This is a genomic window from Martinezella lusitana (genome assembly GCF_014207095.1).
GTDB classification, from domain to species: Bacteria; Pseudomonadota; Alphaproteobacteria; order Rhizobiales; family Rhizobiaceae; genus Rhizobium; species Rhizobium lusitanum_B.
This window is the reverse complement of sequence record NZ_JACHBG010000003.1, coordinates 491,399-509,143: the sequence shown is the minus strand read 5'-3', so window position 1 is coordinate 509,143 and position 17,745 is coordinate 491,399. Positions and strand designations below refer to the sequence as shown.

Genomic DNA, 17,745 nt, shown 5'->3' with positions numbered 1-17,745 from the left:
ATCTGTCTGTCCTCTTGGGGCTTGGCCTTTTGGGCTTGGAATGCATCGGCAACGATGCCAGGCCCAATCTCGGCCCCTCGTCACCCTCTCAGCAACACCAATACAGCCTTGTATTCAATTTGTCGACAAGGAATATGCAAGAAAGACAGGTTCGAAGCTGCGAAATTTCAGAGCTTCACATCCAGGCGGTCCCCCCGCACCAAAAGCTTCTGCACCTGCGCCACGATCTGTTCCGCATGCAGCCGTGCAAGGCTCTCGGCAAGATCGGTATCGCGCGCAGCAATGGCGGCGATCATCTCATCATGCTCCTCGACGAAACGACGGGGCAGCCGATCATTGTAGGATTGGTAGTAGAGACGGAGAATGCGCCGGCCCTCGTTGAGCAGGCGACCAAAGAGAGCGGTGAAATAAGGGTTGCGACCCGCTTCCGCGATGGCAAGATGCAATTCGGCATTGGTGGAGATCATCGCAAGCGCGTCCTGCGCCTCGACGGCGGCGGCAAACTCCGCCTGGCGCGCGCGCACGATCTCCAGATCTTCGGGCCGGTGATACTTCGCCGCAAGCTGCGTCGTGACACGATACATCAGCACCAACGCATCGAAATAGCTGTGCATGTTGAGGAAGTCGATCTGCGACACCATGGTCGAGCGATTGGGCAGTGTATCAATCAGCCCCTCGCCGGCAAGCCGCACCAGCGCTTCGCGGATAGGGGTGCGCGACATGCCGAAGCGTTCGGAGAGCTGCACTTCGTCGATGGGGCTGCCCGGCGGCAGTTCCAGATGCAGAATCTCGTCGCGCAAGATATCGTAGACCACCTTCACGCCAGAGCCGCGCTTGCGCTCGTTTCGCAGGCTTGTTTCATTATCCATGACTAGCTGACCTCTTCTTTCAGCGTGAGAAATAAAGGGGCATGCCCGGTAAATCAACGGCGCTCTGACGACGGCAGTCCAACCTTGCACGACAAGATGTCCGAGGCGCCAGCACGTCCGGCATTGAGCAACGACGACACCAAAAAGCATATGGGAGGCCGTGATGGCGGCCTCCCATATGCTGCACGATCAACGAGTTGAAAAAACGCTCTTCAACGTGGACGGCGGATCGCCCGCAACTTTCCGCCGCCGCCGCTACCCGCGTAGAACCGATCCCTGCCGTCGGATTCCAAGCCGGAAACGCCAACGCCCTCGGGCATATCCAACCGCTCTAGCACCTCGCCCGTTGCCGGGTCGATACGGCGAATATCGCTTTCGTCACCCTCCCAGGTTCCATGCCACAGCTCGCCATCGACCCATGTGACACCGGTTACGATGCGGTTCGATTCGATGGTGCGGCGGATAGCACCGGTCTCCGGGTCGATCTCGTGGATCCTGCGACCACGATGCTGGCCGACCCACAGACTTCCCTCGCACCAGGCAAGACCGGAATCGCCTCCATTGCCAGGCGCCGGAATGGTCGACAGCACTTTGCCGCTATCCGGGTCGATCTTGTGAATTCTGTCCTCGGCGATCTGGTAAAGATAACGCCCGTCGAAAGCCGTGCCCGCGTGCGATTCTACCTCGATGGAGCGCACCCGCGCGCCACTTTCCGGATCGAGCGCATGCAGCTTGTCACCGGCGGCGAACCAGACATGCATGCCGTCGAACGTGACACCGTTGATGCGGGGCGCATCATCGAACGGACCATATTCGCGAATGATCTCTGCTTGAGATTTTTTCATTGCCCTACCCTTCACTCGACTGCGTTGTTGAATTCTATGGCTATGATCCTAGTCGCTCGGCAGCGGACCCGGGAGTAACAATGTTGTCGGGAAGCCGACGACGGGCGGCATCATCCAGCGGCGGGCCCGACCTTTGCCAACGCTCTGCACCTTGCCGGCTGCGGCGAGACCGTCGAGCGCGCGCTGCACTGTCCGCGGACTGGTTGAGAGCGCGATCGCCAGCGCAGAACTCGACCAGGATTCGCCGTCTGCCAACAAGGCGAGCAGGAAGCCATGTTCGGCCTCCAAAGGCGGCGCCAGCACCACTATATCACCCTTCCCGCGCGGTGTGAGCATAAAGCCTCGCGGCGTCGCGTCGATATCGGCGAAGGGCTCCAGGACAGCGCGCAGCCTCCCGATCTCGACCCTGAGCCGCGCCCTGTGGGATTCATCGGCATGGCGGGCGCGGAACGCGCGGGAAAGAAGATCGGTGCGCGACGCGTCCGCCGGAGCCGCTTCGGCAAGGACCCGCGCCAGCACGAACAGCACTGACCGACTTGCCAGCGATACCACGTCACTCCCCCGACGAACGACGTTGCGACAGGCATCTACGACCAGCGTCCCGGAGGACAGCAGTGCCTCGACCTCGCCCAGCGATAGCAGCCTCTCCGATCCTTTGGAAATCAGCCGCGCCGCCGGTGCGTCGAGCGCCCGCCCGGCCGCCTGCACTTCGACATCGAGCGCAGGAATATCGGCTCTGCGCGCCGCCTGCGCCGCTCTTGCCAAAGCGGCTCGCGCCGCCCCCGTGCGCAGACGACGGATGGCAATGCCGGCAACCGCGAGTTCGTGGCTTGCCCTTGCGGCAGGCGGCAATGGCGAAGGATCGAGTTTCGCAAGCAGTCTCTCGGCTTCATCGAGATGGCCGACGAGAAGCAGGCGACGGATCTGCAGATTGCGGGCATGCGCGGCATTGATGCTATCGCCATGCTTGTCGAGAACGACGCGCGCCGTCTCCAGTGCCTTTTCCGGCCAGCCGAGATCGCGCGAGACAAGGGCAATCTCCGCCTGGGCGACGATGCAGCGGGCACGAGCGACCGTTTCGCGCGGACCGAAGGCATGCGCAGCGCTTTTTAGCAGCGATTTGGCCCTATCTAGGTCGCCGAGCTGCGCCATGGCGATACCGCGCAGGGCGAGCGCGGGCGGATCGTCACGCAGCGCCACCCGTTTCATCGCTCCAAGCGCGTCGCCGGCAGCAAGCGCCTGTGCGGCAGCGACGATCAGCGAGTCCATCGAAATCCCGTCACACTTGTAACTCCCACCCCTTGAGTTTCCAGCCGTAAGTTATTCCCCATCGGCAGGCAAGACGTCGGCCGGCGATGGCAAATCAAGCCAATCAAGGAGATGAACCATGACAATGCATAGAACCGGTACACGCAAGGAGTGGCTGTCGGCGCGGCTTTCCCTACTGGAGCAGGAAAAGGAGCTGACACGGCGCAGCGACGAAATTGCCGCCAACCGCCAACAGCTGCCCTGGGTGAAGGTCGAGAAGGACTACCGCCTTGAGACGGAGAAGGGCTTGGTCCCTCTCTCGGCGCTCTTCGACGGACGGTCCCAGCTGCTCGTCTATCACTTCATGTTCGGGCCGGATTATACGGTGGGATGCCCGTCCTGCTCATCGATCGCGGATGGCTTTAACGGGATTGCCGTGCATCTCGAAAACCATGACGTTGCCTTTTCCGCAGTGTCACGGGCGCCGCTCGCGCAACTGCAGGAGTTCAAACGCCGCATGGGCTGGACCTTCAATTGGGCATCATCTGCAGACAGTGACTTCAATCACGATTTCAATGTCTGGTTCACCCCGGAAGAGCAGCGCAACGGCGATATCGAATACAATTACCGTCGTGAGCCGCCAATGCCGGACGCTCAAGCGGGCAAGACGATGCAGCAATGGGAGTTGCGCGGCAGCGAGGGACCGGTCGAACTGATGGCGTCGATTACAGGAACGGATGTCGCAACCTACACACGCGATCGGCCAGGTGTGAGCGCCTTCGCCCTGCAAGGCGGCGAGATCTATCACACCTATTCGTCCTATGCCCGTGGATTGGACGGTGTTTGGGGCATGTATCAATGGCTCGACCGCGCACCGCTCGGCCGCAATGAGACCGGAGTTTGGTGGCGCCATCACGACCGCTACGGAGCGCTCTGATGTCCAAACTGTCCGAAATCCGTGAAAGGGCCGGCGCACACGCCGCCGGCCTGCTGCGAATTCCCGGCACAGGGCGCTGGTTGCAACTGGCCGCAGCCCCAGTTTTCGCCATCATGGCGTTACTGACGGCACAGGATACGGCGGCCGATATGATCTGCTCGGCGCAGGGCGGCTCGATGTTGGGCGGAATGGTGGTGATGTATCTGCTGATGAGCCTGTTTCATATGGGACCGTGGCTTGCGCTTTTTACAAGAGAAGACCGAGCACTCAAACGTTGAGCTACACTCTTTGCCTGCCGCGATTGATGGCGCGCTCCCGTGCGCTGTCACGCTTCCTTATGATCGCGCTCCATCAGGACCTGTTCCTGGATACCGAAATGATCTTCGAATTTCCGCCACCCCATCGGCGTCACTTCGACAACGCGCGATGATTTCTCCCTCCGTATCCAACCCTCATTGCAAAGCAGACTGGTGAAGTGCACGCCAAGCGGGCCGGCGAGGTGATGTTGCCGCTCCATCCAATCAAGACATTGCCGTGCGAGCCCTGCGCGAGCCGGTTTGATTTTCGTCAAATCGAGACCCATGCTTGAAAACCACTCGGCCCCGATCGGCGTCACCTCAAATCGCTTATTGTCGGCGGCGACGAGAAGCCCTTTTTTGAGCATTCCCTTGGTAACGGCGACCCCGAGGCGGCCGGCCAAATGATCATAGCAGCAGCGAGCGAACTGCAGTTTCTGCGCCTCGCGGGTCAACGCCTTTTTCCGAGTAATCACCATCGGCCCTATCGATGCCAGGTTTTCCAGGGCCAACGCCACATGAGGGCCGGCAAGGCGATAATAACGATGCCGCCCTTCGGTCTCGACCGTCAGCAAGCCTCCGGCCAGCATTTTGCCCAGGTGCGAGCTGGCTGTCTGCGCGGTCACGCCGGCGGCATAGGCGAGTTCGCCGGCCGGCCGTGCCCGGCCATCCAGCAAAGCGACGAGCATGACGGCGCGCGCGGGATCGGCGATCAACGCGGCCGCAGAAGCGATATTCGGCTGTGAACCCATGGTCATGACTCCCTGTTTCGGACACCAAAATAGCATGACCCACGTTCGCATGTTTCGACACGCGTCGAAGCATTTCATCCAACCGGCGAGCTACGATGCTCCAGCACCTGTCTGAAACGGAACCCAGAGAATGACGAAGACCACGATCGCCTTTCTGACCGACACCCACCTCGGCCAAAAACTGGTCATGAACACCGACGTGACTGGCGGCAGGATGCGCTATGATAGTGAGCCAAAGCAGCACGAAGACCGCCTGCGGTTGGTTCTCGACGACATCGTACGCAGGGGGATTTCCGATATCGTCTTTGGAGGCGATATCGGCACGGTACAATCCGTCTCCAGATTTTTCGAGATTCTGAGGGGATACGATTTCAACATATCCGTCATTCTCGGCAATCACGATGTCTATGCTGACGTTATGCAATATTGGACAGCGGGCGAAAACGCGGTGAATGGAAAGCTCTGCTATTCCCACGCCCACAGACATCTGAAACGCATCTTCCTCGACACATCGGACAACATATTGGGAGATAACCAGCGCGCCTGGCTTGCGCGCGAACTCGATGACGTAGAAAACGCCGTCCTCTTCGTGCATCATCCGATCCTGGCGGTGCCGACGCCTGTGGATCGAAGCGGCGCCGCCCTGCGAGATCGAGATGAGATCAGGTCGCTGCTGAACGGCCTAGATTGCGACATCACGATATTCTCGGGCCACTATCACATGATGGATGAGGCTCGCGACGGGAATATCCGCCAATTCGTCTCGCCGGCAGTCTCGTACCAAATCTTCAAGCAGTCCGATGAACTCCAAGCAGATGCCGAAACCTTCGGCTATCGCATCATCGAATTGGAGGACACGAGGATAAAGACGCGGGCAGTTCTGCTGAACCAGGCCTCTCCTAGCCGCTGATCAATCTACCATTGCCGCGGTAAAGCACGGTGCGCAGGACTTGCGGACGATCAATCTTGGCTCAAAGACGGTCTGCGATCCGCTCGGCAGGCGCTTGCTTGCCAGCTCGTCCAGAAGTGCTGAAATGGCGGTCTGCGCCATCTCGAGGACAGGTGCTGCGACCACGGTCGGTGGCGGGTTCATGATGTTGGCAAAGTCGAAATCGTCGATGCTGATAACAGACACGTCTTCAGGAACGGAAAGACCGAGTTCGTGCAGCGCGTTCAATGTGCCGAGCATCATCATGTTCGACAGCGCGAAGATGGCAGTCGGCGGATCGGGCTGCTTCATTCGCGCGAACACGCCATCATGTGCGACCGACTGGTCGAAGCGGCCGGGCAGCAACAAATCCTGCTCGATCGGTAGGCCACGGGCTGCCAACGCTTGCCTATAGCCTTCCAGGCGATGCTCGCCGGTGACGATATTGTCACGGCCGATCGTCACAGCAATCCGCCGGTGACCAAGCTCTATCAAATGTTCGGTGGCGATACGACCGGCGGCAATATTGTCGAGCTTGACCACATCATAAGGCAACCCCTCGACGAAACTGTCGAGCAGGATTGTCGGCACATGGATCTGGTCGACAATCCGGGCGCCATGTTTCGCGTCGGATCGTGTCGGGATGATGATCAACCCGTCGACCCGCTGCATCCGCATCATCGTCAATATCTGCTGCTCGCGGGCGTGATCCTCGCCGGTCGAATAAACCGCAACCATGTAGCCGGCATTCAAACAGGCGGATTCGACCACCTTGGCGACCCTGGCAAAATGCGGGTTGGTGATATCAGGCAAGATCAGCCCGATCAGCCTTGAATGCCCCATCCGCAAGCTGCGGGCTCCGCCATGCGGCACATAGCCGATGTCACGAACGGCGGCCTCGACCTTGGCGATTACCTCATCGCTGACGGGTGCCGATCGATTGATCGCAGCCGATGCGGTCGAGATCGCCACCCCTGCCCGTTTCGCCACATCCTTGATGGTGGCCATGCTTCCTCCGCTCGCATTTTCTCAGACCCTCTTGCCAAGGAGGCTCTGAGATGCTGTTATACGAAACGTTTCGACTTGGCAATTATGGTGCTGCAGAACCTGGGAGGATCAAGGTTCGCGGCATTTTTGAATTTAGAAACGAAACGTTTCGACTGCCACGATCAGACAAGAGGGAACGCGCTGGAGAAAGCGCAAGGGAGGATCACATGCATGAACTTTCGCGGCGCTCGCTGCTGATTTCGTCTGCGGCTCTGGCGCTCGGCGCTGGCGTCGGACGTGCCTTTGCCCAATCGGATGTCACGGCAACGCTCAAGATGCAGGGCTTCGGCGGCGATGCGGAACTCGCGGCGATGACCAATGCCATCGCGCGCTTCAACAAGAAATATCCGAACGTCAAGGTCGAGCTGTCTGTCGACCCGATTTCCACGGGTTGGGGCGACTATGTGACCAAGGTCTTCGGCCAGTTCAATTCCGGCCAGCAGGCGGATGTTTACGGCACGGCCATCGAGACCTTCCAGAGTTTCTCGTCGCGTGGCCTCTTCCTGCCGCTCAACGACTTCGTCGCCGCCAATCCGGACTTTTCCGACTTCGCCCCGAGCCTGTTCAAGCAGTCGACCTACAAGGGCAATATCAACTACATTCCGATCGGCTGGAACAACATCATGATCAATTACAATCGTGATCTGTTCGACAAGGCCGGCATTGCCTATCCGAAGGATGGCAAGTGGACCTGGGGCGAATTTCGCGACGTTGCGAAAAAACTCACGGTCAAGGACGCATCGGGCAACGTCAAGCAGTTCGGCTATGAGGTGCCTAACCAGAATTTCTTCATCCAGCCCTGGTTCTTCTCGAACGGAACCGGCGTCGTCAACGATGACTGGACGGCCTCCAACATGCTCGATCCGAAAGTTTCGGAAAGCCTTCAGTTCCTCTACGATCTGATCCATGTCGACGGCGTCTCGCCGATCCCCGGCAAGGATACGATGGACAACCAGTTCATGGCCGGCCAGGTCGCCATGATCAGTCGCGGCCATTGGATTATCCAGAGCGCCAAGACGAACAAGCTGAACATGGACGTAGCCATTCCGCCACGGAAAGTCAGCGATACCACGGTGATAGGCTTCGGCGGCTACGCGATCGCAAAGACCACGAAGCAGGCCGATCTTGCCAAGGCACTGGTCCTCGAACTCACCAGCGAAGCGACGCAGAAGGAAGAAGGAGAAAAGGGCGGCGGCGTGCCGGGGCGTAAGTCGGCCGCGGAAACGCAAGCCTTCCTTAGCTTCCCGCCAAGCGCGGCCCTTTATTATCAGACGCTGCCTGACACCAAGGCAGTGCCTTCGCCGGCCAACTTCCAGGAAGTCGAGAAGATCTTCATCCGCTACTACACGGCAATGATGGCGGGCGAAACCTCGATTGCCGATGGCGTCAAGCAAGCCGATGCCGAACTCAACGCTTCCTTCGAGCGGTTGAAGAAACGGATGGGCGGCTGAGACTCTCAGCCGTCGAGCATCGCCGTTTCAAACCAATGACTGCGCGGCGCCGAGGATCGGCGCCTGCGGGTTTTCCAATGTGCACCAATCAATCTCCTCAACTCTTTCGAGCAACATCCCTATGAGTGTGATCGCAGAAAGACGCCGCCCTTCCGACTTAAGCCGAGCGCAGGCGCGCGCGGCCTATCTCTTCGTTCTGCCAACGACAGTGCTCTATCTGACCTTCGTCATCGCGCCTGTCATCGTGACCGTCATTCTCGCCTTCTCCTACTATGATCCGATGCTCGGTTCGCAGTGGGTCGGCCTCGACAATTTCACGCGCTTCTTTACCGATCAGCGGTCACTTCAAATCCTCTGGAACACGCTGCGCTTTGCCTTCTTTGCCGTGACCTTCAATGTTTCGGTCGGCCTTATTCTGGCGCTTGCGCTCAATCGAGCGATGCCGGGCTGGCTGCGCTATTTTTTCCGGCTTGCCTTTTTCCTGCCCGTCATCATCGCCGCCGCCTTTGTGTCGATCGTCTGGAGCTATTTCTATGGCGATGATCTCGGGGTCATAAACTACTATTTGCGCCTGATCGGCCTGCCCGGCGTGCGCTGGCTGACGGATGCCAATCACGCGATGACCTCGATCATCGTCATGGATGTCTGGAAGAACACCGGCTTCTTCATGATCATCTTCATCGCCGCCCTTCAGGGGGTGCCGAAAAACATCCTGGAAGCAGCCGTGATGGAAGGCACGCCGGCATGGCGGCAGTTCTTCCGCATCACCCTACCCTACATATCGCCCGTCGTGTTCTTCTGCATCGTCTATGCCTCGATCGGCGCGCTGCAGGTCTTCGAATCCATCGTGATCCTGACCCAGGGCGGCCCGGGAGACTCCACCCGCTCGCTGTCCATCCTGATCGTCGAGGAGGGCTTCGGCAGCTTCCAGATTGGTTATGCCGCATCGATCTCCGTGGTCATGACCGTCATCATCCTCATCATCACTGCCATCCAGCAGATCATCTCGCACCGATGGGTGCAGCAATGATGGGCGCGATGGAAACGCGTGCTGCAAAGCGCTGGATCGACTGGGCGATCATCGCCGTCATGCTGGCTCTTGCGCTCGGCATGCTGCTACCGTTCCTGTGGCTGTTCTCGATGTCGTTTCGCCCGGTCGGCGAAGCCTACAAGCTCCCGCCGAGCTTCCTGCCGCCCGGCTTCGATCTTACCAACTACCGGGCTGTGCTTGCGTCCCGTGTGCCGTTCCTGCAGATCTATTTCAATTCGGTCATGATCGCGGTCATCGTCACCGGCGGCCAGCTCGTCACCTGCACGCTCGCGGCGTTTGCCTTTGCCCGGCTGCGATTCCGCGGGCGCGAGACCCTGTTCCTCATCCTGCTTTGCGGGCTTATGTTCCCGGCTCAGGTCACCATCCTGCCGATCTATATCGGCTATGCGCAGCTTGGCCTGCTCGACCGTCCGATCGGCCTGGCGCTGATGTATCTGACGTCCAGCTTCGGCGTCTTCCTCGTTCGCCAGTTCATGCTGAGCCAGCCGAAGGCGCTGGAGGAAGCAGCCCTGATGGATGGCGCCGGCTATCTCAAGATCTTCTGGCGTATTTCGCTGCCGCAGCTGCGGCCGGCTTTGTCAGCCCTTGGCATCATCACCTTCACCCAGACCTGGAACTATTATTTCCAGGCCAAGGTGCTGCTGAGTTCCAATGAGTCCCTCACCCTGCCTGTCGCGATGGATGTCCTGCGCGGCTACATGGGCTCAGGCAATCTTTCGGTCGTCATGGCGGCCATGAGCATGTCGGTCCTGCCCGTCGTGCTTCTCTTTCTCATCGCCCAGAAATTCGTGATCGAAGGCATCACGATGAGCGGCATCAAGAATTAACATCGAGGGATTTGCTTATGATGTGGGACGACCTTGCTTCCATCGAACCGCGTTTTGCCTATCAGGGAGAACGCACGCGCTACATCGCTTTCCCGCTCGGCGGCATCGGCTCCGGTGGCTTTTCCATTTCCGGCAGCGGTCGGCTGATCGACTGGTCGATCCGCAACCGGCCGGCTCTGCAAGGCTATAACGGCTATTCGCATTTTGCGATCAAGGCCGAGAAGGATGGCACCCTTGTAGATGCGCGAGTACTGAACGGTCCCTATGATCTCAACCCTTCCGGTGCACCTGGTATCCGCAAGATGTTCGACGGCTTCGGCCACGGTGCCAATCGGCAAACCCTGGTCGGCGTCCCGCATTTCAGTAAGGTCGATTTCTACGGCCGCTTCCCGATTGCCGATCTGGTCTTCAGCGACGAACACTTCCCAGGCGGCGTGCGGATGACGGCTCTCAGCCCGTTCATTCCGCACAATGACCGCGACTCCTCGATGCCGGTCGCGATGTTCGAATTCGAGATCGTCAACGACACCGCCGACGCGCTCACCTACACACTTGCCGGCACGCTCGGCAATTACGGCGCCAATAGCGGCACGCATAGTTTCCGGCAGCAGGACGGTATCAGCAGCCTGCATCTGACGTCTTCCGACAAGGGCCTCCCGCCAACGCAACGCGGCGACCTGACGATCGCGACGGACGCCGAAGATGTCGATCACACCGATCATCACTATCGCGGCCAGTGGTTTGACGATCTCGCGGTCTACTGGAAAGAGTTCGCCCGGCCCGGCCGCCTGCCGAAACGGCACTACGACGAGCCGAGAACATCCAAACACATGAGCCAGCAGCCGGAACACGGTACGCTCGGCGCGCGCGTAACCGTCCCGCCAGGTGGCCGCAAGGCGGTACGATTTGTGATTTCCTGGAACTTTCCGGAGGGCGATGTCTACTGGGCCTATCGCGACAAGCCGGACGGCATCATTCCCGAACGGCAGACGCCGAGCTGGAAAAACTACTACGCGACACAGTGGCCGGGCTCGAACGCCAGCGCCAGCGATGCGCTCAAGCGCTGGGACGCATTAGCCGCAGCAACAACCTCTTTCCGAGATGGCCTTTTCGACACCACATTGCCGGCAGAAGTGAAGGACGCTGCCAGCGCAACGCTTGCGCTCCTGCGCACCGCGACCTGCATTCGTCTCGAAAACGGCGAGCTTTGGGCCTGGGAAGGGCAGCATACCAATGACGGCTCCTGCGAAGGATCCTGCACGCATGTCTGGAACTACCAGCAGGCGCTCGCCCATCTTTTCCCCGCAATCGAGCGCACGCTCCGGGAAACGGAATTTACCTATAACCAGCTGCCGACAGGTGGCCTCACCTTCCGTCAGAAACTGCCGCTCGGTTCCAGCTTCGATATTATCGGCCCCTGTGCCGACGGCCATTTCGGCGCGATCGTCAAGACCTATCGCGATTGGAAGCTTTCCGGTGACACGGACTGGCTGCGTCGCTACTGGCCGAACGTCAAACGCGCCATCGAATATGCCTGGTCGCCGGCCAATCCGGACCGGTGGGATCCCGATGCGACGGGCATCCTGTCGGGCAGGCAGCACCAGACGCTGGACATGGAACTGTTCGGCCCGAACTCCTGGCTCGGCACGATATATGTCGCCGCACTTCTCGCCACGTCCGAAATGGCGGCGGCTCTGGGCGATACCGACCTTTCGGAAAAGACGGCACGCATGGGCAAGGCGGGAGCCGCCTATATCGACGATGCGCTCTTCAATGGCCGCTGGTTCATCCAGAAGATCGATCTGTCCGATAAGGGCGTCCTGATCCCCTTCGATGTTGGCCGTGCGGCCGGCGTGCTCGCGGATGGTTTCATGGAAACTTATTGGTCGGAAGAGTTTTCCGAGCTCAAATATCAGATGGGCGAAGGCTGCATCTCCGACCAGATCCTTGGGCAATGGCATGCGGAAGTTGCCGGGATCGGCGGTTTTCTCGATGCGGGCAAGGTGCAGACGGCACTCTCGTCAGTCCACGCCAACAATTTCCGCCCGACGCTCAGGGATCATTTCAACCCCTGCCGCAACTATGCCTTCGAGGACGAGGCCGGCTTGCTGATTGCAACCTATCCCGAGGGCATCCGCCAGCCGATGGTGGCGGCTCCTTACGCTGAGGAGGTCTGGACAGGCATTGAATATATGTCCGCCTCGCACATGATCATGCATGGATTGATCAAAGAAGGACTGGACATCGTCCGCGGCGCGCGCGATCGCCACGATGGGAGCAAACGCAATCCGTGGAACGACATTGAATGCGGCTCTTACTACGCGCGTTCGATGTCGGCCTGGCAGCTGGTCAACGCGTTTTCCGGCCTGCAGGCCGACATGGTTTCGGGCCGGGTGACCTTCAAACCAAAGGTTGACGGCGACTATCGCCTGTTCTGGTCGGCCGGGACGGGATTCGGCACGTTGACGCGGCGGAGCGGGACGGTCAGTCTGAACGTTCTCGGCGGCAGCCTCGACATCGGTGAAATCGCAGTCGGTGACCACATCCGGCAACTCGGCGACCGCCGCCACATTGCTGCAGGCCAGTCGATCGAAATCGGAGCGATGGGATAATGGCAGGCATCGAACTGAAATCGGTCCGCAAGGCGTTCCAGAGCCTGGAGGTCATTCACGGCATCGATCTGGCCATCGCCGATGGTTCGTTCACCGTATTCGTCGGCCCATCCGGTTGTGGAAAGTCCACGCTCCTGCGCATGATGGCTGGTCTGGAGGAGATTTCCTCTGGAGAAATTCGCATCGATGGCGCCAGATGCGATCATCTGCTTCCCTCTGCCCGTGGCATGGCGATGGTGTTCCAGTCATATGCACTCTATCCGCATATGAGCGTGGAACAGAACCTGCGGTTCGGTCTGGAGAACCAGAGGTTGCCAAAGGCGGAAATCGGTGCCCGCGTCGCCAAGGCGGCGGAAATTCTGCAGATCGAACATCTGCTTTCGAGACGCCCCAGCCAGCTTTCAGGTGGTCAGAGCCAGCGCGTCGCCATCGGTCGCGCCATCGTCAAGGAGCCAAAGGCCTTTCTCTTCGACGAGCCGCTGAGCAATCTCGACGCCGAATTGCGGGTCAAGATGCGCGGCGAGCTTACCGCCCTGCACCGCCGGCTTGGATCCACCATGATCTATGTCACGCACGATCAAGTGGAGGCAATGACCATGGCCGACCAGATCGTCGTCCTGAACGAAGGGCGGATCGAGCAGGTCGGGCCGCCGATGGAACTCTATGCACGCCCGAAAAATCTCTTTGTCGCACGGTTCCTAGGCGCGCCGCCTATGAACCTTTTGCAGGGAAAACTGGCGCGCAGCGGCGAGCATGTTGGCGTCGACCTCGATGGTGGTTTGCATGTGCCCCTCGCTCGCGAGCGGCCTATCGCCTTGCCTCACGGAGCACCGGTAACGCTCGGCATCCGCCCTGAACATGCGGAGGTCGGTGAGAGTTCCTTCAAGGTCGCTGTCAACAGCACCGAAATCCTGGGATCCGAGACCATCATCCATGCCGAGACAGCGAACGGCCAGCCCTTCACGATCGCGCAGCGAGGTATCAGTCCGGCGCGAAGCGGTGACTGGATCCCCGCCTCGATCCGCGAAACCTTTGTTCATCTCTTCGACGAACACGGATCGGTCATCGGCGCCACGAGCGACTGGCGAAGCGCCTATGTGGGCTGATCCCGTGAGCTTAAACATCGTTTGGGAAAACCAGGCGGCTGATGACCGGAACCTTCGAAATGGATGGGAAGGCTCCCTTAATATTAGGGCCCTGTTAACCATCTTTGCCTTATGAATCTCTGATCGAAAGGCACGTCCGCTTTTCCAGCTCACGCGAATAAGTCGATAATGTCGATCATTCATGCTTTAAGCGCAAATAGCGGCCGCCTCGTCAGGCTCACCTTCGGTCCGGGATCGCGCGGGCGCCGGCCGATGCAGGCCACGGGAAAAAGCAAGCTTGCAAAAACTCGCATCGTAATACTCTGCGGCGGCCTGATCATGGTCTATGCCGTGATCTTCGCCAGGCTTACATTGTTCGGTATGCTACCGAAGGATGACACCTCATCGATCCCGCCCGAGCGAGTGACCGCCGCCCGCCCGGATATCGTCGACCGAAACGGCGAGCTGATGGCAACAGACATCCGCACCGTCTCGATGTTCGCCGAGCCAAACCGCGTCGTCGACGCAGACGAAGCAGTCGAAAAGATTGCAACGGTCTTTCCCGATATTGACCGCAAATCGCTTTACAAGAAGCTGGCCGACCACCGCTCGCATTTCGCGTGGCTACGCCGCCAGCTGACGCCGAAACAGCAAAGCGAAATTCTGGCGCTCGGCATTCCTGCAATCGGCTTCCGACCGGAGGTCAAACGCTTCTACCCCGGCGGACGCACGGCCGCGCACATTCTCGGCTATGTCGATATCGACAATCATGGCGTGGCCGGAATGGAGAAGTATCTTGACATGCAGGGCCTGTCGGATCTCGACTCCACCGGCCTGACGAGCCAGGATACGCTGCAGCCCGTCAAACTTTCGGTGGACCTGCGCGTCCAAAGCATCGTCCATGACGTGGTGTCGGATGCGCTCGGCCGCTATCAGAGTCAGGCGGCCGGTGCTGTCATTCTTGACATCCACACCGGCGAAGTGTTGGCCATGGCCTCTGCGCCCGATTTCGATCCGAACGATCCACAGGCGGACGGCGACAAGGGTTGGTTGAACCGCATGTCGAACGGCACCGACGAGATGGGCTCGGTATTCAAGACCTTCTCAATCGCACTGGCCATCGACACGGGTACGGTCAAGCTGTCGGACACTTTCGACGCCAGCGCTCCTCTGCATTACGGCGGCTTCACGATCCATGACGACCGCGACGTGCCGCGGCGTGTCCTGTCGATCCCGGAAATCTTCCGCTATTCGTCCAACATCGGCACGGCCAAGATGATGGAAAAGGTGGGCATGAGCGATCAGAAGGCCTATCTGACCCGTTTCGGACTGTTGTCGAAAATGCAGACGGAACTGCCTGAGGTGAAAACGCCCAGCCAGCCAAAAGTTTGGAAGAAGCTCAACTCCATAACCATAGCGTTCGGCCACGGCGTCGCCACCACGCCGATGCAGACCGCCGTCGCGGGCGCGGCGCTGATTGACGGCGGCAAGCTGATCGAGCCCACTTTCCTTCCGCGCACGCAGGAAGAGGCAGAAAAAACGGAAACGCTAATCGTCAAGAAGAGCACCAGCGATACCATCCGCTACCTGTTCCAGTTGAACGGTGAGCAGGGCACCGGCAGAATGGCCGATGTTCCCGGCTATCACGTCGGCGGAAAGACGGGCACCGCAAACAAGGTAATTCACGGCGTCTATTCGCATAAGCTCAGCTTCAACTCCTTCCTGGCCGCCTTTCCCATGAAGAACCCCAAATATGTGGTTCTGGCCTTCATCGACCAGCCGCTGACCGGGGTACACAACCTGAACCTCGCTGCCGAAACCGCAGCACCGATGGTTCACGACATCGTCAGCCGTGCGGCACCGATCCTAGGCGTCGAACCGGATTTCGGCACGAATCTCCTTGCCGCCTATTGAGTGGCCGTCGGTTTTCGGCGGCTCACCTCATCGCTACGACACCTCCCCATCTCTTCAACCGCCAGGCTGTTGGTGATCGACCCGTCCATGCACCTCATTACCGCGTTTCAGCAGGTTGAGAATCGGGCATAGCCTCTCCACAGTCGCTTGCAGCCGGGCGATGTCCTCCGCACTTGCGGAAGAAACCAGCGTCACCAGATAGCTGATATCCTGAGGATAGACCGGCACGTCTTCATGGCCTTCGGCGCCGGCGCGGGCGTCGATCACAGCCGTGACTTCCGCATGAAGCGACTCCAACGGTATGCCCTGATCGGAGGCATGGATCAGGTAGGTATGCGTGAGGCAACTGGAAAGTGAGCCAAGCAGCAGTTCCGGCGACGATGGACCCAGATTGTAGCCGGCAAAGTCGGGCGGGCTGTCGGAAATCACCTGAAAATCCCGGATTCTGATCCGACGCACGCCGCTGCGCCCCTCGGCGCTGGCGCTTGCCTTCAAGGTGACCGCACCAAGATCTCCCGATTTCACACGTTCACGCCGGTTTAGCAGCGCTGCCCGCTTCTGCCCGAGATATTCATTCAGAGTTGTCATTGTCGCTTACCTTTGCTGTCGGTTCGATCCGTCGCCCTCGCCACCATCCGGAGCGGAGATACGGTCATTTTATAGCCGCGGGGCAAGCAATTAGTCTATAAATTTAATAGACTAATTGCGAACATAAGGCGAAGAATATTGCCGAAATGGACGGATTTCAGAAAAGTCCTGCCGATCGGACATTCCAGCGACGAAAAGGCGAAAATCCTGAAGCTAAACCTGCCATTGCATTGGTCAGCTGGAATTCTTTTCCACGTTCATGGGGTTCTTTTGGAATCAATCGGAATCGCCACCGAAATCGGCAGGCTATATAGATTACAAAATTAGTAGACTAAAGATTTCCATTTGCTGCCGGATGTGCTGCCCGATCTCAAGGCCGCCTCAACCAGATCAGCGCCATCCAACAGACCCTTTGCCCGGAGACCTCCGTCATGCCCGCCACGGCTCAGCCACTCATTCTCGATCACGCTGTTATCGGCGTACACGATAAGCTTGACACCGCTGCCGACATCTATCGCAAGCTCGGCTTTGCACTGACCCCACGCGGCTACCACACCCTCGGCTCCATCAATCATCTTGCCATTTTCCGCGATAACTATCTGGAGCTTCTCGGTTTTCCATCGGAGGGCGAAAAGAAGAGGGCCGATCTTTGGTCCTACCCATCCGGCCTCAATGGCCTTGCCCTTCGCACCAGCGATGCAGCAGCCCTGCAGCGCGAATTGGCAAGCGCGGGCAAGCCAGTCACCGACTGGAAGGATTTTTCGCGCCCAGTCGAGGTCGACGGCGTGCAGAAACCGGCGAGCTTCCGCACGTTCCAGATCGGTGCGGAGGTGGTTTCCAATGGCCGCTTCTTCTTCTGCCAGCACAACACGCCTGAGCTTGTGTGGCGCGCCGCCGATCAAGATCATCCGAACGGCGCCTTGAATATCAGCGATGTCTTCATCGTGAGCCGCACACCACAAACGATCATCGAACTGCTTGACGGCTTTCCGTCGGCAACGCCGGAAGCGACCGATGCTGGTATCACCATCCCAGCGGGTACGGCCGTTCTTCACATTCTATCCGAAGAGAGCGCGAATTCGCGTTTCGGATCGGCCATCCCGCAGAGCTTTGACGGCAACGAGCGCAAGGTGGCGCTCGGATTGACGGTCCGCTCGCTTGAGGTTGCAGCAGATGCCTTGGCCCGTGGAGGTTTTTTATCCAGGCCTTTCGAAGGCGGCTTGCTCGTCGATGCCGAAGCGGCCAATGGCGTTGCGCTCTGGTTCAAGGAGTAGTTCGCCACCGATTGCGCTGGC

Annotated in this window: 16 protein-coding genes; 10 read left to right on the top strand and 6 right to left on the bottom strand. The window is 59.3% G+C overall.

Annotation, left to right across the window (positions count from 1 at the left end; all coding sequences use genetic code 11):
• Window positions 1–167: 167 nt before the first annotated feature.
• The 3 genes from GGD46_RS10350 to GGD46_RS10340 all read right to left on the bottom strand — a co-directional run bounded on the left by GGD46_RS10350 (window position 168) and on the right by GGD46_RS10340 (window position 2,983).
• A complete protein-coding gene (locus GGD46_RS10350; RefSeq protein WP_184703655.1) occupies window positions 168–869 on the bottom strand; it encodes a GntR family transcriptional regulator in 702 nt (233 codons plus the stop codon).
• A gap of 212 nt (window positions 870–1,081) precedes the next feature.
• Window positions 1,082–1,714 carry a PQQ-binding-like beta-propeller repeat protein gene (locus GGD46_RS10345; protein WP_184703654.1) on the bottom strand — a complete coding sequence of 211 codons (633 nt, stop codon included), beginning with the start codon at window positions 1,712–1,714 and terminating at the stop codon, window positions 1,082–1,084.
• A 48-nt stretch (window positions 1,715–1,762) separates the two neighbouring features.
• Entirely contained in the window at window positions 1,763–2,983 is a 1,221-nt protein-coding gene (locus tag GGD46_RS10340; protein ID WP_184703653.1) for a helix-turn-helix domain-containing protein, read from the bottom strand.
• Between the two features lie 118 nt (window positions 2,984–3,101).
• On the opposite strand from GGD46_RS10340, the gene GGD46_RS10335 reads away from it, so the two are divergent.
• Window positions 3,102–3,899 carry a DUF899 domain-containing protein gene (locus GGD46_RS10335; RefSeq protein WP_184703652.1) on the top strand — a complete coding sequence of 266 codons (798 nt, stop codon included), beginning with the start codon at window positions 3,102–3,104 and terminating at the stop codon, window positions 3,897–3,899.
• Window positions 3,899–4,177: a hypothetical protein gene (locus tag GGD46_RS10330; protein WP_184703651.1), complete on the top strand. Its 279-nt coding sequence runs from the start codon at window positions 3,899–3,901 to the stop codon at window positions 4,175–4,177. The genes GGD46_RS10335 and GGD46_RS10330 overlap by 1 nt, the downstream gene beginning before the upstream one ends.
• A 47-nt stretch (window positions 4,178–4,224) precedes the next feature.
• Here GGD46_RS10330 and GGD46_RS10325 read toward each other — a convergent pair whose 3' ends face one another.
• Window positions 4,225–4,947: a helix-turn-helix transcriptional regulator gene (locus GGD46_RS10325; protein ID WP_184703650.1), complete on the bottom strand. Its 723-nt coding sequence runs from the start codon at window positions 4,945–4,947 to the stop codon at window positions 4,225–4,227.
• A gap of 130 nt (window positions 4,948–5,077) precedes the next feature.
• Between GGD46_RS10325 and GGD46_RS10320 the strand changes: the two genes are divergently transcribed.
• Window positions 5,078–5,857, top strand: a complete 780-nt coding sequence (locus GGD46_RS10320; RefSeq protein WP_184703649.1) for a metallophosphoesterase family protein — start codon at window positions 5,078–5,080, stop codon at window positions 5,855–5,857.
• Here the strand turns inward: GGD46_RS10320 and GGD46_RS10315 are convergent, their stop codons facing one another.
• Complete coding sequence (locus tag GGD46_RS10315; RefSeq protein ID WP_184703648.1) at window positions 5,858–6,883, bottom strand: LacI family DNA-binding transcriptional regulator; 1,026 nt, start codon at window positions 6,881–6,883, stop codon at window positions 5,858–5,860.
• 206 nt (window positions 6,884–7,089) lie between these two features.
• Here GGD46_RS10315 and GGD46_RS10310 point away from each other — a divergent pair, with 206 nt between their 5' ends.
• The 6 genes from GGD46_RS10310 to GGD46_RS10285 all read left to right on the top strand — a co-directional run bounded on the left by GGD46_RS10310 (window position 7,090) and on the right by GGD46_RS10285 (window position 15,862).
• Window positions 7,090–8,373 carry an ABC transporter substrate-binding protein gene (locus GGD46_RS10310; protein WP_184703647.1) on the top strand — a complete coding sequence of 428 codons (1,284 nt, stop codon included), beginning with the start codon at window positions 7,090–7,092 and terminating at the stop codon, window positions 8,371–8,373.
• Window positions 8,374–8,494: 121 nt separating this feature from the next.
• Window positions 8,495–9,403, top strand: coding sequence for a carbohydrate ABC transporter permease (locus tag GGD46_RS10305; RefSeq protein ID WP_184703646.1), 909 nt, complete (start codon window positions 8,495–8,497; stop codon window positions 9,401–9,403).
• 8 nt (window positions 9,404–9,411) lie between these two features.
• Window positions 9,412–10,251: a carbohydrate ABC transporter permease gene (locus tag GGD46_RS10300; protein WP_246806262.1), complete on the top strand. Its 840-nt coding sequence runs from the start codon at window positions 9,412–9,414 to the stop codon at window positions 10,249–10,251.
• 17 nt (window positions 10,252–10,268) lie between these two features.
• Window positions 10,269–12,863, top strand: coding sequence for a GH116 family glycosyl-hydrolase (locus GGD46_RS10295; RefSeq protein ID WP_246806261.1), 2,595 nt, complete (start codon window positions 10,269–10,271; stop codon window positions 12,861–12,863).
• Entirely contained in the window at window positions 12,863–13,969 is a 1,107-nt protein-coding gene (locus GGD46_RS10290) for an ABC transporter ATP-binding protein (protein WP_184703644.1), read from the top strand. Before GGD46_RS10295 ends, GGD46_RS10290 begins: the two co-directional genes overlap by 1 nt.
• Before the next feature lie 168 nt (window positions 13,970–14,137).
• Window positions 14,138–15,862, top strand: coding sequence for a peptidoglycan D,D-transpeptidase FtsI family protein (locus GGD46_RS10285; protein WP_184703643.1), 1,725 nt, complete (start codon window positions 14,138–14,140; stop codon window positions 15,860–15,862).
• A gap of 54 nt (window positions 15,863–15,916) precedes the next feature.
• Here GGD46_RS10285 and GGD46_RS10280 read toward each other — a convergent pair whose 3' ends face one another.
• Window positions 15,917–16,450, bottom strand: coding sequence for an OsmC family protein (locus GGD46_RS10280; RefSeq protein WP_184703642.1), 534 nt, complete (start codon window positions 16,448–16,450; stop codon window positions 15,917–15,919).
• A 431-nt stretch (window positions 16,451–16,881) separates the two neighbouring features.
• Between GGD46_RS10280 and GGD46_RS10275 the strand changes: the two genes are divergently transcribed.
• Window positions 16,882–17,724: a VOC family protein gene (locus GGD46_RS10275; protein WP_184703641.1), complete on the top strand. Its 843-nt coding sequence runs from the start codon at window positions 16,882–16,884 to the stop codon at window positions 17,722–17,724.
• Window positions 17,725–17,745 lie beyond the last annotated feature (21 nt).